The sequence below is a fragment of the Tessaracoccus sp. ZS01 genome, assembly GCF_022342445.1.
GTDB lineage: Bacteria > Actinomycetota > Actinomycetes > Propionibacteriales > Propionibacteriaceae > Arachnia.
Window position 1 is genome coordinate 76,926 of the sequence record NZ_PQFE01000003.1, and the last position, 22,390, is coordinate 99,315.

Here is a 22,390-nt window from a genome sequence, read left to right on the forward strand (position 1 = left end):
ACAGCGGCTGCCTAGCTGGCGCCGATGTTGAGGCCCCACTCGACGCCGAACTGGTCCGTGAGGTCGCCGTAGTGGTCGCCCCACATCTGTTGCTCGAACGGCGTGCCCACCGTGCCACCCTCGGCCAGCGCGTCGAACCACCGGCGACCGGTCTCGGAGTCCTCGCCCCAGATCACGATGGTGGTGTTGCCCTTCTCCTCGGGCGCATCATTCGTCGGGGTGTCTGCGGCCATCAGGGTGAACCCGTCGGTGTCGAGCTGGCCGTGCATGATCTTGTGCTCCAGTTCAGGGGCGGAGCTGTAGTCCGCAAACGGGGTGGTCGTCAGTTCGCCGCCGAAGACCGACTGGTAGAACTCCAGCGCGGCGGTGGCCTGGCCGTTGAACGCGATGTAGGGGCTCATTCGAAGCATGGACGGTTCCTTCCGGAAGGGGCTTCCAACGCTACGACGCCCGGGGTTCAGGCGTCATGATTCCTTCAGGTGGCCCGGGTCAAAGCTGGGTCGGCGGCGTGAGCGTGCTCTCCGCCCGGCTGGTCTCCACGTAGCTCCGCAGCACGGCGGTGTCGCGTACGCCGAGCTCTGCTTCGCTCAGGATGGTGTCGACGTGGAGGTCAGCGCGGCGGGCGACCTCTGGATCGACGGCGGCCACCCGGATCCGGGCGGCCAGGTCCACGAGCGCCTCCAACACGATGCGGGCGCCGAGGGCGTAGGGGCGGATGTGGTCGAAGGGCGTGTCGACGATCTCCCCGATCGACACGGGGCGCAGGTAGAGCCGCGGTGCGCCGTCCTCGTCGACCACCACGTTGGCGCTCTCGGCGCGGCCGACGACGGTGAGGACTCCGGAGGCCACCTGCTGGATGGCGTTGACGGCGGTGTAGGGGTCGTTGTTGCCCGGCGACAGGCCGCGGACGGCCAACTCGACGATCTGCTGCTCCGCGAAGCGCACGTCCTGCTCCGTGGAACGGCTGGGCCCGGTGCGGAGATGGTCCCTCAGGTGTGGCTCGATCCCCTCAGCACGCTCTGCCGGCCACACCTGGGCGATGTGCTCGCCCTCGATCACCTGGTCGCCGGTCCGCTTCAGCAGCCGGACCGATACCCCCGCTTCCGTGGCGGCGTCCGCGAGCGAGCGCCCGTCGACGTGGGTGAGGTAGCCGCCGATGGGGGAGCCGAGGACCGCCCCGCCGTGGGCGGGGGCGTCGATGCTGTCGTACTCCGGTGCTTCAGGGTCGAGCCAGTTGCGCCCCACCGCCCTCTGAAAGTCCAGGCGGGCGCCTTCGGAGATGGTTTCCACCTGCACCGAACTCGCGATGTGGTGGATGAACCAGACGAACAGGAAGACATCGATGATGCCCAGCAGAATCACCGCGTTGACGGCGAGGTGGGGCACGAACGCCGCGCCCGCGTCGCTGTCCGATCGGATGGTGCGCAGCACCAGCAGCGTGTAGACGAAAGTGGCCGTCAGCACCCCCAGCACCACCTGGTTGTCGCGGTTGCGCATGAAATTGCGCACGAGGCGCGGGCCGTAGGTGGTGGACGCGGTGCTGATGACCGAAATCGTGATGGAGAACGCGGTGCCGGCCACGCCCAGGAACGCCGCGACGGACGCGAGGATGGCGCGGGCGCCGTCGACGCCGGTGTCGAAGAGGAAGCTCCGGATGAAGCCGGGGAGTTCGAGCGAGGCACGATCTGCGGCGACGAGCGTCTGGGCCACCACCATCGCGGCGGCGATGAAGAGGGCGGGCACGAACCAGAAGCGCTGCGGGATGCTGGTCAGGAACGCTCGTACTCGGCCCACGGGAGTCCTCCTCGTCGTCGTCGTTCGACGCTACCGCAGACAGGTTCAGGAGAGGCCAAGTAGCGTTGAGGTATGTCGAAGCGGATGTTCACGGCGGTGCTGCCGCCGCCAGAGGTGATCCAGGAGCTGGACAGCTACGTGGCCCCGCGCCGCGAGGCTGACCGTGACCTGCGCTGGACCCGCCCCGAGGGGTGGCACCTGACGACGTCGTTCATGGGCCACGTGGGCGTCGGGCGCGATGAATACCTGGAGGACCACCTGGCGGAGGTCGCGGCGGGTGTGCAGCCGTTCGAGGTGCGCGTCGCCGGGGGTATCGCGTTCCCCGACCCAGCCAGGGCCCGCATCATCGGCCTGGGGGTGCCCGTGGGCCACGAGCCCCTGGCGTCGCTCTCCGCGAGTTGCCGCAGGGCCGCCTCCAGGGCGGGGATCGACGTCGACGGCAGCAGATTCATCGGGCACCTCACGCTGGCCCGCAACAGTCGCGGGGTACAGGCCACCCGCTGGTTGACCGTGCTGGACTCGTTCCCCGGCTGGTCCTGGACGGCCGACGAGTTGGTGCTCATCGAATCCCGGAGCACCGGGTACGGCTTCGGCTATGAGGTGGCCGCGCGTTTCGCGCTGGGACGGCCCGTGGCCGATCCCTACGCGTAGCGGCTAGAATCTAGCTCGCTTGCGCAAGTGGTGGAATTGGTAGACACGCAGGATTTAGGTTCCTGTGCCTTCGGGCGTGAGGGTTCAAGTCCCTTCTTGCGTACTCAGTTCTGTGGCCGCCGGCTGCGCCGCGGTGATGCCCCCGGCCGTCTTGCCGCGCTGCTTCAGCCGCTTCTCCACCAACTGGGCCAGGCTGGTCACCAACAGGTTGAGCAGGATGAACAGCACCGCGCCCACCACGAACGTCACCGTCAGATTCCCGAACCGGTTGCCCATCTGGCGCACCCGGTTCAGCAGCTCGGGGTACAGGATGATGTAGCCCAGCGCGGTGTCCTTGAGGACGACGACGAGCTGGCTGAGCAGCGTGGGCATCATCGCCGTCAGGGCCTGCGGCACCAGGATCATGCGGCGGGTCTGGCTGGATGTCAGGCCGATGGACAGGCCCGCCTCACGCTGGCCCGAGGGGAGTGAACCGACGCCGTTGCGCACCACCTCGGCGATCACCGCGCCGTTGTAGCAGGTGAGGCCCACCACCACCGCGGTGAAGCTGAGCGATGGACCCGCCAGGTCCGTGTTGTATGTCAGCAGGTAGAAGACGAACAGCATCATGATTAGCACGGGCACGGCGCGGAAGAACTCGACGATGACTGACGAGAGCCACCGCAGCACCTTGAGGTCCGACATGCGACCCATCGCGAACATCAGCCCGAAGATGAAGGCCAACACCATGCTGAGGGCGGCGGCGAGCACGGTCTGTTGGATGCCTGGCAGGAAGTACTGCTGCCACGCCTCGACGGTGAACACGGGGAGCCAGCGGTCTGGCGTGATCTGGCCCGCGTTCCACAGGGTCAGCACTATCCAGGCGCCGGCGCCGAAGATGATGAGCACTCCGATGGAGGCGTAGATGAGGTGCCGACGGCGGGTGCTGGGGCCGGGCGGGTCGAAGAGGGCGGCTGCGCTGTTCACCGACGAACCGCCAGCTTCTTCGACAGCCAGCCGGTCAGCAGCCCCATCGGCAGCGTGAGCACCACGAAGGTGAGGGCCACCAGGCCGAAGATGAGGATGATCACGTCTGAGCGGAACTCGATCATGCGCGCCATGGAGTGCGACACCTGGGCCACACCGATGGCCGTCACCACCGTCGTGTTCTTGGTGAGCGCGATGAGGACGTTGCCCAGCGGGGTGATGGCGCCGCGCAGCGCCTGGGGGAGGATGATGTGGCGCAGGTTCTGGCTGAAGGTCAGGCCGATGGAACGCGCCGCCTCGGCCTGCCCGACGGGGATGGTGTTGACGCCGGAGCGAAGTGCCTCACACACGAACGCCGCGTGGTACACCGCCAGCGCGATGATGGCCAGCCGGATGTTGGTGTCGATGATGTAGGTGGCCGACTCGCGGGAGGCGAGTTGCAGGCCCAGCTGGTTCCACAGGATGAGGTTCGCTGCGATCACGATCAGTGTCAGCGGGGTGTTGCGGAACACGTTGACGTACACCGAGCCTGCGAAGTTCAACGCCCGCACGGGCGTCAGCCGCATGATGGCGACGATGGTGCCGAGCACGAACGCCAGCAGCGCGCCCCACAGGGTGAGCTGCAGGGTCAGCCAGACCGCTCCCAGGAAGTTGAAGCGTTCGATGAGTTCCAGCACGGCACCTCCTCGTCAGATGTGGATGGGAGAGCGCGACGGGTGGGTGGGGCACCCGTCGCGCCCGGTCATGCGTCAGTCGCAGTGGCCGCCCGGCTCGGCGGGGTTGGTGTCGGGGTTCGGCGTGTAGTTGGCCGGCCCCAGGTTGTTCTCGATGGCGTCGTCGATGGCGCCCTCCTCGAACAGCTCGACGAGCGCCTCATTGATCTGCTCGCAGAGCTCGCTCTCCTTGGCCACCCCGATGCCGTACAGCTCCTCGCTGAAGGGTTGGCCCACCACGCGGAACTGCCCGGCCCACTGCTCCTGGGCGGCGTAGCCGGCGAGGATCGAGTCGTCGGTGGTCAGCGCGTCGACGCTGCCCGATGCCAGGGCGTCCACGCAGGAGGAGTAGGTGTCGTACTCCTGCAGCTGCACGCCCGGGTATTCCTCGGCCACGCGCTCAGCAGGGGTCGAACCCGACACCGAGCAGAGGATCTTGCCCTCGAGGTCGTCAGGCCCGTTGATGGTGTCGTCATCGGCCTTCACCAGCAGGTCCTGGCCCGCGACCAGGTAGGGGCCGGCGAACTGGACGCGTTCCTTGCGTGAATCCGTGATCGAGTAGGTGGCGACGATGAAGTCGACGGTGCCGGCCTCCAGCATGGTCTCGCGCTGGGGCGACGGCGACTCGGTCCACTCGATCTGGTCTTCGGAGTAGCCGAGCTTCTCGGCGACGGCCTTGGCCACGTCGACATCGAAGCCGGACATCTCGCCCCCCTCCTGGAGGCCGAGACCTGGCTGGTCGAACTTGGTGCCGATCTTGATGGTGCCGCTGTTTGCGCCGTCGCCACCGGTGTCGGTGCCGGTGTCGTTGCCGTCTCCGCCGCAGGCGGTGAGGGCGAGTGCAGCCGCCGCCGCGATGGCGGCGATTCGGTAAGTGGTCCTACGCATGGATCTTTCTCCTTTGAAAGTCTGTGGTGAAGGGAAGGGTTCTCAGTGTGTGAGGATCTTGCCGAGGAAATCCTTGGCTCGGGCTGACTGGGGTTTGGTGAAGAATTCCTCCGGGGTGTTCTCCTCTACGATTGCGCCGTCCGACATGAACACAACCCTGTCGGCGGCCTTGCGGGCGAAGCCCATCTCATGGGTGACGACGATCATCGTCATCCCTGACTGGGCCAGTGTGGTCATGACGTCGAGGACCTCATTGATCATTTCCGGATCCAGCGCCGACGTGGGCTCATCGAAGAGCATCACCTTCGGCTCCATGGCGAGCGACCTGGCGATCGCGACGCGCTGCTGCTGGCCGCCGGAGAGTTGCGCCGGGTACTTGTGGGCCTGTTCCTGGACGCCGACCCGCTTGAGCAGTTCCATCGCCCGCTCTTTCGCGACGGCGGGTTTGACGCCCCGGGCCTTGATGGGGCCCATCGTGACGTTCTCGAGGATCGTCTTGTGATGGAAGAGGTTGAAGCTCTGGAAGACCATGCCCACGTCTGCGCGTAACTGCGCCAGGGCTTTTCCCTCTTCAGGTAACTCCGTGCCTTCGATGGTGATGGAGCCGGACTCGAAGGTTTCCAGGCGATTGATGGTCCGGCAGAGCGTCGACTTGCCGGAGCCGGACGGGCCGATGACCACGACGACCTCGCCCTCCCTGACGGTGAGGTTGATGTCCTTCAGGACGTGCAGTTCCCCGAAGTGCTTGTTGACGTCCTTGAGCACGACGAGAGGCTGGCCGAGCCCCGAGTCACGTGTCGAAGTGGTGTCGGTCATGGAGGCAAGTTAGTTGCCTAGCCGGTCACTCGCAGGCATAGGCCGTGTTTGTAACGGGATCGTGACCTTGGTCCGCGGGTGGGGGGGGCACGGCAGTACCTCCTCGGGCTGGGGTTGGCCGTCTGATCGATCTTCCGCCCATGCAGCTAGAGGAACGGCAGTCTGATCAGCCGACCCAGCGCTCGCCGATGCCGGTTGCCGTGAGGGCGCCGGCCGACATCGTCGCCAGCGCCGTCGCCAGTTCCTCTTCGTGCCCAGCGCTCACCGCCACGCGGATGTGCGCCTTGTCGCTCCACTCCACGCCGTCAACGACGACCGCCTCGCCCGACGGCAGCACCAGGCCGCGGAGCTGGTCCTCCATGCCGCCGGCGGACGCGAAGTCGACGTCGATCTGCAGCAGACGGCACAGCTGGACCGTCCGGATCCCTGCGGCGTCCACGGCATGGGCGACTGCGTCGGAGTAGGCCCGCACGAGACCCCCTGCGCCCAGTTTGATGCCCCCGAAGTAGCGGGTGACCACGGCCACGACATCTGTCAGCGAGTTCTTCTGCAGCACCTGCAGCATCGGTATCCCCGCGGTTCCTGCCGGCTCTCCGTCGTCAGAGCTTCGCGCCGTTCGCGCGTCGGGGCCCAGCACGAACGCCGAGCAGTGATGTCTGGCGCTGAAGTGCACCGAGCGGCGCTCGTCGATGACCGCGCGTGCCTCGTCCTCGGTCGTCACCCGCCTGAGACGGGTGAGGAAGCGGGAGCGCTTGATCTCGAGTTCGACGTCGACGCCGTGCCCCGGCCGGGCGTCGATGGTCAGGAAGTGGTCAGACACCCAGTTCGCGGCGCAGCTTCGCCACGTGTCCCGTGGCCTTCACGTTGTACTGCGCGACGCGGACCAGGCCGTGGCCCTCGTCGTCGACGTCGATCACGAAGGTGGAGCGGAGCACACCCTCGATCTCCTTGCCGTACAGTTTGCGCACCCCGTAGGCGCCGTAGAGGTTGTGCACCTTCTTCTCCGGGTCTGCCAGCAGTGTGAACTCGATGTCGGAGTTCGCCTTGAACTTCGCGAGCCGGTCCACGTCGTCCGGTGAGCAGCCGAGCACGGTGTAGCCGGCGTCCTGGAAGGCATTCAGCGAGGCCGAGAAGTCGACGGCCTGCGTGGTGCAGCCCGGCGTCATGGCGGCGGGGTAGAAGTAGAGAATGACCGAGCGTCCCGCGAAGCTGCTGAGCGAGACGTCGTTGCCGGCCTCGTCGGGCAGCGTGAAGTCAGGAGCGGGCGTTCCGGTGGTCAAACGTGCGGTCATGGCCGCCAGTGTAGTGCGGCGGCGCCGCGCCCGTTCTCCGCGTCTTCTGGCGTGAGAGCCCCAGTGTCAATAGGCTGGAGGGCAGAGAACCTACCGAGGAGCACTCTATGAGCACCCGTTCAGTCGATGAGATCCGCGTCGACCTCGCCGCCAACCGCGCGAAGCTGGCCAACGCCACCTCCGAGGCCGTCGAGTCGATGAAGCCGAAGAACATCGCCCGCGAATCGGTGTCTCAGGTCAAGGAGTTCGCCAAGACCGAGTTCGAGACCGCCACGTCGTCGTTCAAGGACGAGAGCGGCGCCTGGCGCACAGACCGTCTGCTGATGATCGGCGGCGCAGTCGTGGGGGCGGTGGTGTTCTTCATGGCCGTCTCGTCGGTGGCGAACAGACGCAGCCTGGCTTCGCAGGCGCGTCGGGCGATCGAGAAGTGAGCGAACCCAACCTGGCCATTCGAATGCTGCACGACCGGGTCCTCGTCGATGTCGACGCGGTGTCCGGTGAGCGACGCAGCGGCGGGGGGATTCTCATTCCAGCCACCGTGCAGATGGGTAGGCGACTCACCTGGGCCAAGGTGGTGGCCATCGGCCCCAATGTGCGCTCGGTCGAGACCGACGACCGCGTGCTCTTCGACCCCGAAGACCGGGCGGAGGTCGAACTCCAGGCGCGCACCTACGTGCTGCTGCGGGAGCGCGACATCCACGCCGTCGCCTCCACCTCCGTGGCCGACGGTGGCACCGGCCTCTACCTCTGACCTGCGCCCGCGGTCCGTCGGCCGCCTAGGCTGAGGGTCACAGGAGGTGCAATGACCGACGACCAGCGCCGCGCCCACAAGCCGGGCGAGCCAACCGAACCCAGGTTGGAGCGCGTGGGAGACCTCTGGCGGATCCGCTCCCTCGAAGCTGCCCGCCAGGTGTTGCGCGCCCGCCACGCCACCACCCAGGCGGGCTTCACCGCCGAGTACATCCCCAAGGGCGTGCTCAAGCACCACCCCATCCTGATGTCGGACGGCCCCCTGCACGACGAGCAGCGCTCGAAGGTGGGCCGGTTCTTCGCGCCCAAGGTGGTGCGTGAGCGCCACGGCGACCACATCTCCCTGGCGGCCGCGCGGCACGTCGACGGCCTCTCCGGAGAGGTCGTCCTCGACGACCTGGCGCTCCTCTACAGCGTCGAGGTGACGTCGCGGATCGTCGGGCTGACGGAGTCGCCGGTGGAGAAGATGGCCACCCGGCTCGTCTCGTTCTTCCGCCAACCGCCCCTCGACATCACCCGCAAGGACCTGGGCCGCACCCGTCGCCAATGGATGCAGGCTGCCTGGCGCGGGCTCGTGCCCGTCGCCAGGTTCTACGGGGCAGATGTGCGGCCGGCGGTGCGACGCCGTCGACGGGAACGCCAGGGCGATGTCATCAGCCACCTCATCGACGAGGGCTACACCAACGCTGACATCCTGGTGGAGTGCGTCACCTACGGCACGGCGGGCATGGTGACCACCCGCGAGTTCATCACGATGGCCGCCTGGCACCTCCTCACCACTCCGGCGCTGCTGGAGCGCTACCTGGTCGCGGGGGGCGTGGAGCGCCACGCCATCCTCAACGAGATCATCCGGCTGGAGCCCGTCGTCGGGCACCTCTACCGGCGGGCGCAGGAGGAGATCGAGATCACCGACGGGGAGCAGCGCGCCACCATCGCTCCAGGCGACCTCGTCGACGTGTGCGTCCGGCAGGTCAACGCCGACGCCCAAGCCGTAGGGGAGGGGCCGCTCGCCCTCCGCCCGGCCCGCGAGCTTCCGCCCGGGGTCGACGAGGCCGTCATGACCTTCGGGGACGGGGCCCATCGGTGCCCCGGCCAGCCCCTGGCGATCTTCGAGACCGACGAGTTGCTCACGCGTCTCCTAGCCCGCCGCCCCCGTCTTGCGCAGGAGCCGACGCTGACCTGGGACGACCTCATCGAGGGTTACGTACTCCGTGGCCTCCGACTGCTTGTATAAAGTTTGTCGAACCTCTAGGGTGACAGTGATGGCTGACAGCTACCAGTACCTGATCCTGATGGCCGCGTGCGTGGCGATCACCCTGCCGCTCGAGTTCGTGCTCCGCGCCCGGGTCTACCGGCGTCCCCTCCGGTTGCTGCTCGCGATGCTCCCCATGCTCGTGGTCTTCCTCGCCTGGGACGTGCTGGGCATCCTGCGCGACCACTGGACCTACAGCGAGCGCTTCACCACGGGGATCATGCTCGGAGTGCTTCCGCTCGAGGAGCTGCTGTTCTTCCTGGTCATCCCCATCTGCGGGCTGCTGACGTACGAGGGTGTCGGCTACGTCCTTGGCCGCCTCCGCGGGAGGAAAGACGATGCCTGAGTACACGGTCCTTACCGTCATCGGGATCCTCGCCGTCATCGCCCTGGAGGCCTTCTGGCTGCGCACCGGCCTGTTCCGCTCGCTGCAGTACTGGATCTCGCTCGCCATCATCTTCTTCTTCCAGGCCCTGGTCGACGGCTGGCTCACGAAGCTCTCAGACCCCATCGTGATCTACAACCCTGCTCACCATTCCGGCATCCGGTTCCCGTGGGACATCCCAGTTGAGGACTTCGGCTTCGGGTGGGCCATGCTCACCCTCACAATGCTCGTATGGGTGACGCTCGGTCGACGAAAGGGAGAGCCCGGATGAACATGGCGGAGGCCTTCGACCGCGGTGCCCGCCGCTATGACCTCATGGTGCGGCTCAACCCCGGCTACCACCGCGAACTGCGCCGCGCGGCCGAGGCCCTGACGTCGCGGCTCGACGGTGAACCCCAGGCCCTGTTGGATCTGGCCTGCGGCTCCGGCGCCTCCACGCAGGCGTTGGCAGAGGCGGCCCCCGAGGGGTCCTACATCCTCGGCCTCGACGCGTCGCCCGGCATGCTGGAGCGCGCCCGCGCCAAGCGCTGGCCCCCGCAGGTCCGGTTCGAACGGGCCACCATCGGCGAGCTGAACCTGGACAGGTGGGCCTGCGGAACCTTCGACGGCGCACTGGCCTGCTACCTGTTCCGCAACGTGCCCGAGGAGCAGCGCGACGGCGCGGTGGCCGAGGTGTTCGAACTGCTGCGCCCCGGAGCCTGGCTGTGCGTGCAGGAGTACTCGGTGGACGGCAACAACGCCTCGCGTCGGGTGTGGGACGCGGTGAGCCGCGGGGTGATCATCCCGCTGGGCTCCGTCATCGACGGCAACCCGACGCTGTACCGCTACCTGTGGCGCAGCGTGATCGACTTCGATTCGGTGGCCACGTTCGCCGACAGGCTGAGCGCTGCCGGGTTCGTCGATGTCGCCCACCGCACGGCCGCAGGGTGGCAGCGCGGAGTGCTCCACACCTTCATCGCCCGCAAACCGGAGGAAACCCCATGAGCCAACGCCCCGGCAGGGACAAGCGCGCCGTCCGCCATCCCGGGCAGGCCGGCGCCCGTCATCTCGACGGCGGCCGCCACGCGATCGTCGTGGGCGGCGGCATCGCGGGCCTCGCGGCCGCCACCGCGCTGGCTGAGCGAGGGGTGCGCGTCACGCTGTTCGAGGCCGGAGACAGGCTGGGCGGGCGCGTCGCCGCCTGGCCGCTGGAGGACGGCCGCACCATGAGCCGCGGCTTCCACGCGTTCTTCCGCCAGTACTACAACCTGCGCCGGCTGCTGCGCCGCGCAGATGTCGACCTGTCGTTCCTCGTCCCCATCGACGACTACCCCCTGCAGCGGCCGGACGGGCTGCGCGACTCGTTCACCGGCCTGGCGAAGACGCCGCCGTGGTCTGTGCTGCAGTTCGTCGCCCGCAGCCCCGCCTTCTCACTCAAGGGGCTGGCCAAGGTGCACATCCCGGCGGCCCTCGAGCTGCTCCAGGTGCAGTTCCCCGAAACCTATGAGCGCTACGACGGCGAATCCGCCGCGGCCTTCCTGGACCGGCTCCGGTTCCCCGACGGGGCCCGCGACCTGGCGCTCGAGGTGTTCGCGCGCTCCTTCTTCGCGGACCCCCGCGAGTTCGGCGCCGGGGAACTGGTGGCGATGTTCCACACCTACTTCCTGGGCTCCGCCGAGGGCCTGCTCTTCGACGTGCCGGACGACGATTACGACACCGCCCTGTGGGCCCCGCTGGCCCGTGTGCTCGGCGGCCTTGGCGTCGACGTCCGGTTCGGCGCCGCCGTCGATTCCATCGAGCTGGGCGACAACGGCGCGGCCGTGACCGTCGGGTCTGAGCGCATCGAGGGCGACGCCGTCGTGATCGCCGCTGACCCACGGGCCGCCCGCGCGCTGGCCGCGACCGTCGACGGCGAGGGGCTCGCCGGCTGGCGCGACTCCGTGGCCGCCACGTACAACGCGCCGCCTTTCGCCGTCGTCCGCCTGTGGCTCGACACGCCCGTGCTGGCCACCCGACCCGCGTTCCTCGGCACGTCGGGCTACGGCCCGCTCGACAACGTCTCGGTGCTGGAACGCTTCGAGGACGGTGCCGCGAAGTGGGCCCAGAGCAACGGCGGTTCCGTCGTCGAGTTGCACGCCTACGCCTGCGACCCGGCCGTCATGGAGGACCGGGCCGCTGCCGACGACGTGGTGCAGCGGCTGGAGGCGGAACTGCACAGGGTGTTCCCCGAAACGGCGACGGCCGGGGTGGTGGCCCGTGAGGTGCTCATCCGCGACGACTGCACGCTGATCGGCCCCTCGGGCTGGAGCGAGCGCCCAGGCGTCACGACGCCGGACTCCCGGCTCGTGTTGGCGGGCGACTGGCTCCGCTGCGACTACCCGGTGGCCCTCATGGAGCGGGCCGCGACGACGGGCTTCCTGGCTGCCAACGAGCTGTTGGCCGGCTGGGGTGCAGCCGGCCACGACGTGTGGACCGTGCCGATGCGCGGGCTCCTCGGCGCCCGCCGCTGACTAGGCCAGCGTCGGTTGGGGGAGGCCGACGGTGAGCGTGCGCGCCACCACGCCGAGCTTCTCGCCCACTGGCACCCGGACCCGACCTGAGAAGACGTCGTAGCCGCGGGCTTCAATGCGGTCCAGGATGCGGCTGTACAGCACCAGGGCTGTGCCGACGCAGCGGCGCGACGCCGGCGGCAGCATGGGCAGCCCGGTCATCGCTTCTGCGTAGAGGGCGCGGTTGCGCTCGAACTGCTCGGCCATCATGGCCCGCCACTGCGGAGTGACCCGGCGCAGCCAGGGATCTGCGCCGTGCTTCGCCAGGTCTGCCTGGGGCAGGTAGACGCGGCCGCGGTCGAGGTCCTCCTCGATGTCGCGGAGGAAGTTCGTCAGCTGGAAAGCGTGACCCAACGCGCGCGCCGGCTCCCTCGCCTCGACGGTGTACGGCTCGAGCACCGGCAGCATCATCTCGCCGATCACGGCCGCCGAGCCCTCCATGTAGCCGTCGCGGAGGCGCTCCCAGGTGGGCCACGTCTCCGTGTGCAGGTCCAGGGCCATGGCGTCGAAGAAGCGCTCGAAGCATTCGGGGTCCGTGCCCCGGCGGCGGATGCTGTCCGCGATCGCGGCCATCACCGGATCCGACGACTTCCCGGAGGCCAGTGCCGTGAAGAACACCTGCCGGAACGCGTCGAGCCGCTCGGGAGGCGTGCCGTCCTGCGGTACCGCCAGGTCCACCCTCTCCGGCTCGTCGACGATGTCATCGGCCAACCGGCACAGCGCGTAGACGGAGTACACATCGCGGCGCTGCGACGGAGGCAGGAGCAGCGCTCCCCAGTAGTAGGTGGTGCCGTACTGACGGGTCAGTTCACCACATCGCCGGTAGCCGGCCTCGAGCATCTGGTCCATCAGAGTTCCTCCACACGTCGGGCGGCGAGTTTGCCGGAGATGAGCACCATCGGGATGCCCACGCCGGGGGTGGTGCCGGAGCCCGCGAAGATGAGCCCCCGTGCACGTTTGTCCACGTTGCGCGGGCGGAACGGACCGGTCTGGGAGAAGACGTGCGACAGCGCGAACGGAGTGCCCGCCGCCATCCCCTGGGCCGCCCAGTCCGCAGGGGTCACCAACTCCTCGGTGACGATGTCGACGGGGCAGCCGGCGCCTTCTAGGAAACGCAGCATGCGTTCCCGCAGGCGGGGGCCTTCGAGCGCCCAGTCCAGATTGCCCACCTGCAGGTTCGGCACCGGCTCCAGCACGTAGAGCGTGTGGTGACCTGCGGGCGCGGCGTCTGGGGCGTGCACGGTCGGGACCGCCACGTAGCGCGAGGGGTCCGCCATGGGCACGCCTCGCTTGAGGAGGTCTGTGAAGGCCTCGTCCCACGCGCGTCCGAAGTGGATGTTGTGGTGGCCCGCCTGCGGAGGGAGGTCGCCCTTCACGCCCAGGTGCCACACCAGAGCCGACGGCGAGAACTTGCCCCGCCGCGCGACCCTCGGGGCCTGGAGGTCGGGCAGCAGCCGCTCGTAGGCGACGGGGAGGTCTGCCGTCACGACGACGGCTTCCGCGGGCACCACTTCGTGGTCAGCCAGCCGGACCCCGGTCACGGCACCGTCGGCTCCGCGCAGCACCCGTTCGACGGTGGCGTTGTAGCGCACCTCGACCCCGGCGTCGACAGCGGCCGCGGCCATGGCGCGCGGGACGGCGTGCATCCCGCCCTCCGGGAACCACACCCCCTCGATGGAATCCATGTACGTGATCACCGCGTACAGCGCCAAGGCCTGGGCCGGCGCGAGGCCGGCGTACATCGCCTGGAAGCTGAACACGCGGTGGAGGCGCTCGTCGTCGAAGCGACGGGAGACGGCCGGGCCGAGGCGACCGAACGCCCCGAGCCGCAGCAACTCCAGCGCCGCGGCGGGGGAGCGAAGGAGGCTCAGCGGGGAGGAGAAGTTGGTGTCGATGAAGTTGGGCACCTCCACGTCGTTGAGCCGCTTCAGCCAGGCGACGAACCGGTCGAACGCCGCGGCGTCCTTCGGGCCGCACTGGGCGAGGATCTCCTCGCGCATCAGTTCATGGCCGGGGCGCACCAGCAGCTGCGAGCCGTCGGCGAAGAAGGCGTGGTACGCGGGGTCGAGCAGCGCCATCTTCACATAGTCGCGGCTGCTGCGCCCGACGGCGGCGAAGGCCTCCTCGAGCAGGCTGAGCATGGTGAACACCACCGGCCCGGTGTCGAACCGGAAGCCGTCACGCTCCAGGATCCCGTTGCGCCCACCGGGGACCGCGTCGCGTTCCAGGAGGGTGACGCGGTGGCCGGCGCCGGCCAGATGGAGGGCTGCGGACAGGCCGGAGAGGCCTGCGCCGACGATCACTACGTTCTTGCTCATGCGTCCCGCCAAGCGACGGCGCGGGCCGCGTCGTGCAGTCCCTCGACGCCGGCGGGGGCCAGACCCACGTCGTCGAGGTGGGCGAGGGCGGCGGCCAGGTCGTCGGCGATCAGCTTCTCCAGCTCGACGTCGACGCCGGCCTCGCGCATGGCCTGTGCGAGCTTCGGGGCGTCGCTGCGGGCGAACCCGTCGGTGCCGAGCGCTTCGAGAGTGTCGCGGCTGGGGCCGGTGAGCCGTTCCCGCGCGATGGAGAGCAGCACGGTGGCCTTCGCGTCGACGAGGTCGTCTCCGGCCGGCTTCCCGGTGATGCGCGGGTCTCCCCACACGCCCAGGTAGTCGTCGCGGAGGGCGAAGGCGCGGCCGAGGAGTTCGCCGCAGGCCAGCAGTGCCTGCTCGGCCTCGGCGGAGGCGCCGGCGGCGATCGCGCCGAACTGGAGCGGCCGCATCACCGTGTAGCGCCCCGACTTCAGGCGGGCGACGGATTCGGCGTGGTGGCGGTCCCAGCGTCCGGCGACGGCGCCGGTGAGGTCCGCGCGCTGCCCGGCGATGAGTTCCACGGAGAGCCGGTACCACGTCTCGCGCAGGCGGCGGGGGAGCCCGTCGACCAGCCTGTCGGCGACGGTGTGGGCGAGGTCGCCCAACAGGACGGCCAGGCTCTCGCCGAAGCGTCGTGCCTCACCGACGGCGGAGCTGTTGCGGTGCCAGTCGGCGGCCTCCACGTGGGCCGAAGGGTGGCCGCGTCGGGAATCGGACTCGTCCATCACGTCGTCGTGGATGAGCGCGAACAGATGGAGGAGTTCGAGGGCGGCGGTGATCCGCAGGAGGCGGAGGTAGGACTCGCTTCCGTGGGCGCCGCCGCCGGCGATGAAACCCCAGTACGCCAGCCGCACGCGGATGCGCTTGCCGCCGGAGCTGAGCCGGGCAAGCCACTGGGGGAGGTCGTCGGCCAGGATGTCGACGCCGAGGTCGCCGATGAGGGCGCCCCATTCGGTGCCGAGTGCGTTGAGTTCGGCGGCGATGAGTTGGTCAACCTCGGCCACCGCTGCGTCGGGGTCGGCGGTGGAGCGGTGCTGCAGGTCGTGGGCACCGGGGAAGAGGGTGTTGATCTCCGGAACCTGGAGAGCGGCCCACGGGCTGTAGACGTGGGGGGTCGCCTCGATCGCGCGGTGCAGGTCTGCCCAGTCGATCCAGGCCCACTCGGCCACTTCCTCGGGGTTCGCCACGGGGTCCTCGTCGCCGACGAAGGCGGCGAAGACGGGGCAGATCTCGTTCTCGACGATGCCCGATGCGTCCGTGGCCTGGTAGCGGAACTGCGGCAGCAGCGATACGAGGGGACCGACGTGCAGCCCGATCTCCTCGCGGATCCGGCGGCGGGCGGCGTCCTCGATCTGCTCGCCGGGCCGGGGGTGACCGCAGGCCGAGTTGGTCCACACGCCTGGCCAGGTCTTCTTCGACAGCGCACGGCGGGTCACGAGCACCTGCCCAGCGGCGTTGAAGAGGTATGTGGAGAAGGCCAGGTGTAGCGGAGTGGAGTCGGTGTGGATGGCGAGGCGGTCTGCGCTGCCGACGGGGCGGCCCGCCTCGTCGAGGAGGATGACCTCGTCCGGGGTGGAGGGGCTCGACGTGCTCTGAACCGAAGTGTGAATTGACATCGCGACCTGTCTAACGTTTGTCTAAGGTTGATGAGACTCTAACGGGAAAGTGAGATGCAGGCAAGGCCGGTGTTCAATGTTTGTCCAAGGCTTGCTAGCGTTATGGTCACAAGCGTTCCTCCTCAGTCTGGAGCAGAGGTGTACACAATCAAACAGGTTTCGGGGCTCACTGGTGTCTCGGAAGCGGTATTGCGTGCCTGGGAATCCCGGTACGGCATCGTGGAGCCCTCGAGATCCGAGGGCCGCTACCGCCTGTACAGCGACGAACAAGTAGCTGTGCTGCGGGAGATGGCGGCCTTGGTTGGGGCCGGGGTGCCCGCTTCGCGCGCTGCCGCGACCCTGCTGGCCGAGGTGCGGGATCCGGGTGCCGCGGTCAGCGCCTTCCCTGGGTGGCGGGGCATGGTGGAGGCCGCGGCACGCCTCGACGTCGTAGCGCTGGATGCTGCCATCGCCGCTGCGGCCCCCGTCGAGGGCTTTGAGGCGTTCGCCGACGTGTGGCTGCCGGATGGCCTCCGGGAGTTGGGCGAGGCCTGGGCGAGCGGCGAACTGGGTGTCGCGGCGGAGCACTTCGCCAGCGCCGCGCTCATGCGGACCATCGCCGGCGCCTTCGAGGCGGCAGGCCCGCCGACCACCCCGGGCAAGGTCCTGGTGGGCCTGCCGCCCGGGGCGCGTCATGAGTTGATGCTGTTCGCCTTCGCAGCCTGCCTGCGGCGTCTCGGTGCCGATGTCGTCTACCTGGGTGCGGACGTCCCCGCGGCCGAGTGGGAGAGGGCGGCCCGCGAGCACCGCGCCCGGGCGGCCGTCGTGGGCGTCACGTCAGTGCAGAAGCCTTCTGATGGTGCGCAGGAGGTGGTGAGTCGCCTGGCAGGCATCGCGCCACCGGTGAGCGTCTGGGCCGGCGGCTCGCGACGCGCGGAAGTGGAGGGGGCCGAGTCGCTGCCCGACGCCCCCTCCGAAGCGGCGAAGGTATTGCACCGGGCGTTGGTGGCCGGCCGAACGTAGCAACCTTAGACAAACATTGAACAAGACCCTCCGGTTGGGCTACTGTGGTGACATCTACCCCACAGAACGAGGACACATCATGAACCGCGACCTTCTCCGCCAACTCTGGGTCACCGTCTCCGCCGTGCTCTGCGTGTACGGCACGCTGCTCGGTTTCGGCGTCGTCGGCACCCCCGTCGAGCAGTCATCGGGTGGTGCGCTGTCTGCCGACGCGACGCTGCTCGCGCCCGGCGGCCCCGCCTTCTCCATCTGGTCGGTGATCTACATCGGCCTGTTCGCGTATGCCATCTGGCAGTGGCTGCCGGCCAACAAGACGTCGGAGCGGGCCCGCGCCACCGGCTTGCTCGCCGGGGCCTCGATGCTGCTCAACGCTGCGTGGATCCTCGTGACGCAGGTCGGCTGGATCTGGGTGAGCGTGCTGGTGATCGCCGTCCTGGCTCTCGTGCTGGGCTTCATCGTGCGTAGCCTCACGGCCATTCCGGGTGCCAGCACGGCTGAGCGGATCGTCGTCGACGGCACCTTCGGCCTCTACCTGGGCTGGGTCACCGTCGCGACCTGCGCCAATGTCGCCGCCGCCGGCGATGCCTCAGGCTGGTCCGTGGGCGCGCTGGCAGACCAGGTGATCGCCGTCGTCGTGCTCGCCGCTGCCGCCGGTCTGGGCGCGCTGTTCGCGTGGCAGTTCGGCGGTCGGCTCGCAGTGGCCGCGGCCGCGGGCTGGGGTCTGACGTGGATCGCCATCGCGCGCCTCGGTGATGCGCCTGAGTCGACGCTGGTGGGCATCTCCGCCGTCGTCGCTGCGCTGATCGTCGTCGCGGCAGCCTTCCTGCTGCGTCGCCGGCCCGTGCTCAGGACGTCGGCAGCTTAGTCGCGCGACTGGGGCAGCCTCGTCCTGCCCACACGCTTCGGGTTCGACGGCGGGGGCACCACGGGGCCGATGTCGCCGTCGTAGGCCTCGTCGAGGTCGACGATGACGGGGGCGTGGTCGCTGGGCGCCTTGCCCTTCCGGGCGGCGCGGTCCACCCAGGCGGCCGCGACCCTGTCCGCCACCGGTTGCGACGCGAGCACCAGGTCGATGCGCATTCCCAGGTCCTGGTGGAACATCCCGGCGCGGTAGTCCCAGTAGCTGAAGAGTCGCTCGTGCTCGGGCCAACGGGCCCGCACGACGTCCACCAGCCCGAACGCGTCGATCCGCCCACGTTCAGCTGCGGTCACGTGGGTGTGTCCGACGTAGGCCGACGGGTCGAACACGTCCGCGTCGCTGGGTGCCACGTTCATGTCGCCGCACAGCGCGACCTCGGCAGGCCCGGCGGCGACGGCGGCGGCCAGCGCGTCGAGCCACTCGAGCTTGTAGGCGTAGTGGTCTGAGCCCACGGTGCGGCCGTTGGGCACGTACAGGCTGTGGATGCGGATGCCGGCGCAGGTTGCGCTGATGGCCCGGCCCTCCGTCGCGCCGAGATAGTCGGGCTGGCCGTGGAAGTTCCGCTCCACGTCCTCCATGCCCACCCGGGACAACACCGCGACGCCGTTGAACCCGCCCAGCCCGTGGTGGGCCGCCTCGTACCCCAGTTCGGCCAGGGGAGCGGCGAAGAGATCGGTGAAGGCGTCGTCGGTCAGTTTGGTCTCCTGCAGGCAGACGACATCAGGCCGGCGGGCCTCCAGCCAGGGCAGCAGCCGCGGCATCCGTTGCTTGGCGGAGTTGACGTTCCAGGTGGCGATCCTCACCCCTCGAGGCTACCGCCGTCGTGCGTCAGGGGGTGGTGAGTGCGGTGCGAAGGCGCTCCGCGTACCGGGCGGCCTCGCCGTCGGCGTATTTCGTGCGGGGCCAGAAGAAGCCCCGGAGTCCGTCGCCCTTGGTGCGGGGCACCACATGCACGTGCAGGTGGGGCACCGACTGGCTGACGACGGTGTTGATCGCGGTGAAACTGCCTTGCGCGCCGAGGGCCTCGACCACCGCTCGTGCCACGCGCTGCACGGCGGCGAAGAGGGGAGCGATCTCCTCCCCGGGCAGCTCCAGAAGCGTTTCGACGTGCGTGACGGGGCACACGAGAACATGGCCCTTGAACACCGGCCTGTGGTCGAGGAAGGCGATGATGCCCTCGTCGCGGTAGACCACCTCCGCCTCGACCTGCCCAGCCGCGAGGCCGCACACGATGTCGACGCCCGGGGAGGCGACCATGTCAGATGGTGACGGCGCGCCGCGGGAGGGCGGGGAGGGCCGCCGTGGCGTCGGGGTCGAACTCTTCTTCGCTGGCCACCGGCACCGTCTCCGGCTCGAGCAGTTTCGCCACCAGGGCAGCGGTGGGCCGCTCCTCGGGCTCCTTCGCCATGCAGGCGGTGATGAGCGACTCGAGATCAGGCGGCGTGCCCTCGGGCAGCGGCGGCGGCGGATCCTGCACGTGGGCCAGCGCGGTGGCGATGGGGCTCGTGCGGTCGAAGGGCTTCTTGCCGGTGAGCATCTCGTGGGCGAGCACGCCCAGCCCGTAGATGTCCGACGCGGGGCCAACCTGCTGGCCGAGCGCCTGCTCCGGGCTCAGGTAGTGGGCGGTGCCGAGGACCTGCCCGGTGAGGGTGCGCGAATCGCGGTCGATCGAACGGGCGATGCCGAAGTCGGTGAGCTTGGCCCCGGTTTCCGGGACCAGCACGTTGGCCGGCTTGATGTCGCGGTGGATGACGCCGGCCTCGTGGGCCACGGTCAACGCCGAGGCCAGCTCGAAGAGGATGGTTCGGGTGATCTCCGGGGACAGCGGACCGTCGGAGAGCATGCGGTACAGGGTGGGTCCGTCGACGAACTCCATCACCAGGCAAGACAGTCCGTCTTCCTCGAGGTAGTCGTGGATGGTCACGATGTTGGGGTGGGTGAGCTGCGCGGCGAAGCGCGCCTCGTCGCGGAAACGTTCCACGAGCGCAAGCTCTTCCTGGGTGTGGGGGTGCATGATCTTCAGTGCCAACCGGCGTTCAAGAACGTCGTCGAAAGCTTCCCAGACCTGCCCCATGCCGCCTGACGCGACGTGGCCGATCAATCGATAGCGCTCCGAGAGCACCAGTCCCGGCCGTAGTCGTTGCACGACACCTCCCCGACCCACCCTCGTGGCGAGGTATCGGATCTTCCTGAGTATAACCCGGAGGGGTGTTTTCACTTGCATTCTGTCAGCGAGTCCCGGTTCTCTTCTCGCTAGTCAGCCGCTGTTGCGCCGGACAACAAGTCCTGAAATTCGGAGGGGGATTTCTGCCACATCGGACCATATGTTGGCGATGTGGCAGGAATCTCCCCGTGTGTTCCGGACTGCCGAGTCAGGCGCTCTTGTCGGTCTTGCCGATCTTCACGCGCCACACCTCGGGGCCGTTCTCCTGGTAGTCCCAGGTGTACTCGCCCGGGTGCTCAGCGGCGAACTGGTAGGAGAGCGGCTTGGGGTCGTGGTCGTTCACGAGGATGAAGGCCTCGCCGGGAGGCAGTGCGGACCAGGTGCCGAAGATGGTCGAGTGGCGCTGGGCGGGGGCGAGTTCGCGGACGTCCAGATCGGGTGTTTGCGTCATGTCCCGAGATTAGTACAGGTTGCTGGTAACAATGCAGGGGGGTCCGCGGTTTCGAGCAGAGGAACGGCCGGCCAGCCATCTCGGGGGTGATGGTCGGCTGGCCGTTCGGGGTTCATCGGCTCTGGTTGGCGATCCACTCGAAGATGGTTTCGCCCTCATCGTCGACCACGAGATTGTTGTACACGTAGTTCCACGAGTCGTGAGCGCCGAAGTAGTGCTCACCGTCATACACGGGGCCCACCGGGTAGCGGGCCATCTGGGCGTCCACGCCGGCGGCCAGCAGGTTCGCGAGCGTCGCGGGCTGGGAGGCGGCGGCCCAGTCGGACGTGTTGCCCACCAGGTAGACGGGGAAACCCTTGGCCGCGACGATCGCGGCCTGCTCGGCATTGAGGTTGCCGCCGGAGGTGAGGATGGCGGCGGCGAAGTCGAGTTTGTTCTCGGTCTGCGACGTGATGAGCGGTGTCGTCATGGCGGTGCCCATGGACAGGCCGCCCACGTAGACCCGGTCGGGATCGACGTTGTTGTCGGCGATGATCGTGGCGATCAGGGCCTCCATGTCGGCCAGCCTGTGCGCGCCCCAGCCCGTCGTGGTGGACTGCGGAGCCAACACGTAGGCCCCGTCGAGAGCGTCCTGGAACTCGGTGTCGGCGAAGGCGAGCGCCCGGTTGCCGATCAGGTTGGCGCCAGGGTTGGTGCCGTGGAAGCGCTCACCGGTGCCGTGGAACCAGACGAACAGCGGGCGCAGGTTCTCCTCGCTCGCGTTGGCCGGGGTGTACAGCGAGTAGGTGCCGCCGCCCGGCGCATCCGCGACCTCGAACCGGTCGAAGATGGGATCGTGACGGGTGTCGCCCTGCACGTAATCATTCTCGTGAAGACCAGCGATGGCCTTCTGCTGTGTGATGTCCAACTCGATGCTGGCGAAAGCGATCAGCCCGTTGATGGTGTACCAGGCCGCCCGCGTGGCCGGCACGTCGTAGCGGTTGGCGCTGCTGGCGCCGTTGGGTTCGGTGCGGGTGTTCCACTCGATCTCCAGCTTCACGTACTGGCCCTGCTCGGCGGGGTTGCCGTCAGCGTCCACGACGTAGGCGTCGAGGATGTTCCACTGGGCCCAGCCGTCGCCGAGGGCGTAGCTCTCCTTCTCCGGATCCCAGCCGAAGTTGCCGAAGCTGCCCTGGACGCTGCCGTCGGCCTCGGTGATCCTGGCCTTGGCTGAGAACGTGTCCTTGTCGATCGCATCGGCGCTGACGGTTGCGCCGAGGTCGATGATGGCGCCCGAGTAGTAGTAGCCCGGGTTGCTCGAAGTGCGGAGCGCCTCGTAGCCGATCGGTCCGCTGTACAGCGGCGGAACGACAACAGTGGCGGTCATGGTCTTCCCGTTGACCTTCGTGATCGTGAACACGACGCTCTGTTCCTGGGTGGTCTGCTGGATCCGCACGTCGAGCGCGCCTTCGCGTTGCTGGTTGCTGTCGACGGCGTACGGGGCGACCACGACGTCGCCGCCGTTGCCGGCCCAGGTGAGCTCTGCCGAGTTGTTGGCGTTGCCGTGCCAGCCGACGGTGATCTCGCCGGAGTACCAGCCATCGACGGACGCGAACTCGCCGGCTTGGAGTGTGTGGACGTTGTTGCTGGTGGGGATGTCGAGCGCCCGCGCGGGGGCGATGAATGTGAAGGCCATCAGGAGCGAGATGGCGACTGTGAGGAATCTCTTCATTGTGATCTCTCTGTGTGTGGTTCGTTACCGGTCGTTTTCCCCCGAATACGCACTTCGCCGAGGCCTCGCCGCCTCCTCGCGGCGCCGTCGGCGGTGATCAGCCACGGCAGTGACCGGTCACGGATCGATGCTAACCAA

The 22,390-nt window shown here is 68.5% G+C and carries 26 protein-coding genes and 1 tRNA gene; 11 read left to right on the plus strand and 16 right to left on the minus strand.

What is annotated here, in order from left to right; translation table 11 throughout:
- Window positions 1-11 precede the first annotated feature (11 nt).
- Together C3E87_RS05540 and C3E87_RS05545 are read right to left on the minus strand one after the other, a co-directional pair.
- Window positions 12-410, minus strand: coding sequence for a VOC family protein (locus tag C3E87_RS05540; protein WP_076060386.1), 399 nt, complete (start codon window positions 408-410; stop codon window positions 12-14).
- Between the two features lie 79 nt (window positions 411-489).
- Complete coding sequence (locus tag C3E87_RS05545; RefSeq protein WP_076060389.1) at window positions 490-1,794, minus strand: DUF2254 domain-containing protein; 1,305 nt, start codon at window positions 1,792-1,794, stop codon at window positions 490-492.
- A gap of 72 nt (window positions 1,795-1,866) precedes the next feature.
- Here C3E87_RS05545 and thpR point away from each other — a divergent pair, with 72 nt between their 5' ends.
- Together thpR and C3E87_RS05555 are read left to right on the plus strand one after the other, a co-directional pair.
- Entirely contained in the window at window positions 1,867-2,445 is a 579-nt protein-coding gene (gene thpR / locus C3E87_RS05550; protein WP_076060392.1) for an RNA 2',3'-cyclic phosphodiesterase, read from the plus strand.
- 21 nt (window positions 2,446-2,466) lie between these two features.
- A tRNA-Leu gene (locus C3E87_RS05555) sits at window positions 2,467-2,548 on the plus strand.
- Here the strand turns inward: C3E87_RS05555 and C3E87_RS05560 are convergent.
- From C3E87_RS05560 to C3E87_RS05585, 6 genes are all read right to left on the minus strand, one after another.
- A complete protein-coding gene (locus tag C3E87_RS05560) occupies window positions 2,530-3,411 on the minus strand; it encodes an amino acid ABC transporter permease (protein WP_076060394.1) in 882 nt (293 codons plus the stop codon). The genes C3E87_RS05555 and C3E87_RS05560 overlap by 19 nt on opposite strands.
- Window positions 3,408-4,088: an amino acid ABC transporter permease gene (locus tag C3E87_RS05565; protein ID WP_143570909.1), complete on the minus strand. Its 681-nt coding sequence runs from the start codon at window positions 4,086-4,088 to the stop codon at window positions 3,408-3,410. The genes C3E87_RS05560 and C3E87_RS05565 overlap by 4 nt, the downstream gene beginning before the upstream one ends.
- Before the next feature lie 72 nt (window positions 4,089-4,160).
- On the minus strand, window positions 4,161-5,012 hold the full coding sequence (locus C3E87_RS05570; RefSeq protein ID WP_076060397.1) for a glutamate ABC transporter substrate-binding protein: 852 nt from the start codon (window positions 5,010-5,012) through the stop codon (window positions 4,161-4,163).
- A 42-nt stretch (window positions 5,013-5,054) separates the two neighbouring features.
- Entirely contained in the window at window positions 5,055-5,828 is a 774-nt protein-coding gene (locus tag C3E87_RS05575) for an amino acid ABC transporter ATP-binding protein (protein WP_076060399.1), read from the minus strand.
- Between the two features lie 166 nt (window positions 5,829-5,994).
- Window positions 5,995-6,648, minus strand: a complete 654-nt coding sequence (locus tag C3E87_RS05580; protein WP_076060402.1) for a YigZ family protein — start codon at window positions 6,646-6,648, stop codon at window positions 5,995-5,997.
- Window positions 6,641-7,120 carry a peroxiredoxin gene (locus C3E87_RS05585; RefSeq protein ID WP_076060404.1) on the minus strand — a complete coding sequence of 160 codons (480 nt, stop codon included), beginning with the start codon at window positions 7,118-7,120 and terminating at the stop codon, window positions 6,641-6,643. The genes C3E87_RS05580 and C3E87_RS05585 overlap by 8 nt, the downstream gene beginning before the upstream one ends.
- Window positions 7,121-7,227: 107 nt before the next feature.
- Between C3E87_RS05585 and C3E87_RS05590 the strand changes: the two genes are divergently transcribed.
- From C3E87_RS05590 to C3E87_RS05620, 7 genes are read left to right on the plus strand one after another with little or no spacing between them, the layout of a single operon-like run.
- Entirely contained in the window at window positions 7,228-7,551 is a 324-nt protein-coding gene (locus C3E87_RS05590; protein WP_076060406.1) for a DUF3618 domain-containing protein, read from the plus strand.
- A 23-nt stretch (window positions 7,552-7,574) separates the two neighbouring features.
- Window positions 7,575-7,871 carry a co-chaperone GroES gene (locus C3E87_RS05595; protein WP_076060408.1) on the plus strand — a complete coding sequence of 99 codons (297 nt, stop codon included), beginning with the start codon at window positions 7,575-7,577 and terminating at the stop codon, window positions 7,869-7,871.
- A 51-nt stretch (window positions 7,872-7,922) separates the two neighbouring features.
- Window positions 7,923-9,104 carry a cytochrome P450 gene (locus C3E87_RS05600; protein ID WP_076060411.1) on the plus strand — a complete coding sequence of 394 codons (1,182 nt, stop codon included), beginning with the start codon at window positions 7,923-7,925 and terminating at the stop codon, window positions 9,102-9,104.
- Window positions 9,105-9,132: 28 nt separating this feature from the next.
- Window positions 9,133-9,468 carry a lycopene cyclase domain-containing protein gene (locus C3E87_RS05605; protein WP_076060413.1) on the plus strand — a complete coding sequence of 112 codons (336 nt, stop codon included), beginning with the start codon at window positions 9,133-9,135 and terminating at the stop codon, window positions 9,466-9,468.
- A complete protein-coding gene (locus C3E87_RS05610) occupies window positions 9,461-9,778 on the plus strand; it encodes a lycopene cyclase domain-containing protein (RefSeq protein WP_076060415.1) in 318 nt (105 codons plus the stop codon). The genes C3E87_RS05605 and C3E87_RS05610 overlap by 8 nt, the downstream gene beginning before the upstream one ends.
- Window positions 9,775-10,491, plus strand: coding sequence for a class I SAM-dependent methyltransferase (locus tag C3E87_RS05615; RefSeq protein ID WP_083665430.1), 717 nt, complete (start codon window positions 9,775-9,777; stop codon window positions 10,489-10,491). Before C3E87_RS05610 ends, C3E87_RS05615 begins: the two co-directional genes overlap by 4 nt.
- The gene (locus tag C3E87_RS05620; protein ID WP_076060420.1) at window positions 10,488-11,996 is read left to right on the plus strand and encodes an FAD-dependent oxidoreductase; all 1,509 of its coding nucleotides are present in this window, start codon (window positions 10,488-10,490) and stop codon (window positions 11,994-11,996) included. Before C3E87_RS05615 ends, C3E87_RS05620 begins: the two co-directional genes overlap by 4 nt.
- Here the strand turns inward: C3E87_RS05620 and C3E87_RS05625 are convergent, their stop codons facing one another.
- The 3 genes from C3E87_RS05625 to idi are packed head-to-tail and all read right to left on the minus strand — an operon-like array spanning window position 11,997 to window position 16,005.
- Complete coding sequence (locus tag C3E87_RS05625; RefSeq protein ID WP_076060422.1) at window positions 11,997-12,884, minus strand: phytoene/squalene synthase family protein; 888 nt, start codon at window positions 12,882-12,884, stop codon at window positions 11,997-11,999. It abuts the gene before it with no gap.
- The gene (gene crtI, locus C3E87_RS05630) at window positions 12,884-14,353 is read right to left on the minus strand and encodes a phytoene desaturase family protein (protein WP_076060424.1); all 1,470 of its coding nucleotides are present in this window, start codon (window positions 14,351-14,353) and stop codon (window positions 12,884-12,886) included. The genes C3E87_RS05625 and crtI overlap by 1 nt, the downstream gene beginning before the upstream one ends.
- A complete protein-coding gene (gene idi / locus C3E87_RS05635; RefSeq protein WP_076060426.1) occupies window positions 14,350-16,005 on the minus strand; it encodes an isopentenyl-diphosphate Delta-isomerase in 1,656 nt (551 codons plus the stop codon). The genes crtI and idi overlap by 4 nt, the downstream gene beginning before the upstream one ends.
- Window positions 16,006-16,107: 102 nt before the next feature.
- On the opposite strand from idi, the gene C3E87_RS05640 reads away from it, so the two are divergent.
- Window positions 16,108-17,007: a MerR family transcriptional regulator gene (locus tag C3E87_RS05640; protein WP_255362905.1), complete on the plus strand. Its 900-nt coding sequence runs from the start codon at window positions 16,108-16,110 to the stop codon at window positions 17,005-17,007.
- A 79-nt stretch (window positions 17,008-17,086) separates the two neighbouring features.
- A complete protein-coding gene (locus C3E87_RS05645; RefSeq protein WP_076060431.1) occupies window positions 17,087-17,872 on the plus strand; it encodes a TspO/MBR family protein in 786 nt (261 codons plus the stop codon).
- Here the strand turns inward: C3E87_RS05645 and C3E87_RS05650 are convergent.
- The 5 genes from C3E87_RS05650 to C3E87_RS05670 form a co-directional block, all read right to left on the minus strand.
- The gene (locus tag C3E87_RS05650; protein WP_076060433.1) at window positions 17,869-18,729 is read right to left on the minus strand and encodes an exodeoxyribonuclease III; all 861 of its coding nucleotides are present in this window, start codon (window positions 18,727-18,729) and stop codon (window positions 17,869-17,871) included. The genes C3E87_RS05645 and C3E87_RS05650 overlap by 4 nt on opposite strands.
- 25 nt (window positions 18,730-18,754) lie before the next feature.
- Entirely contained in the window at window positions 18,755-19,183 is a 429-nt protein-coding gene (locus C3E87_RS05655) for an HIT family protein (RefSeq protein WP_076060435.1), read from the minus strand.
- 1 nt (window position 19,184) lies between these two features.
- The gene (locus tag C3E87_RS05660) at window positions 19,185-20,072 is read right to left on the minus strand and encodes a serine/threonine-protein kinase (protein WP_158069047.1); all 888 of its coding nucleotides are present in this window, start codon (window positions 20,070-20,072) and stop codon (window positions 19,185-19,187) included.
- 226 nt (window positions 20,073-20,298) lie between these two features.
- On the minus strand, window positions 20,299-20,541 hold the full coding sequence (locus C3E87_RS05665; RefSeq protein WP_076060440.1) for a DUF2249 domain-containing protein: 243 nt from the start codon (window positions 20,539-20,541) through the stop codon (window positions 20,299-20,301).
- 112 nt (window positions 20,542-20,653) lie between these two features.
- Window positions 20,654-22,252 carry a PHB depolymerase family esterase gene (locus C3E87_RS05670; RefSeq protein ID WP_076060442.1) on the minus strand — a complete coding sequence of 533 codons (1,599 nt, stop codon included), beginning with the start codon at window positions 22,250-22,252 and terminating at the stop codon, window positions 20,654-20,656.
- Window positions 22,253-22,390: the final 138 nt, after the last annotated feature.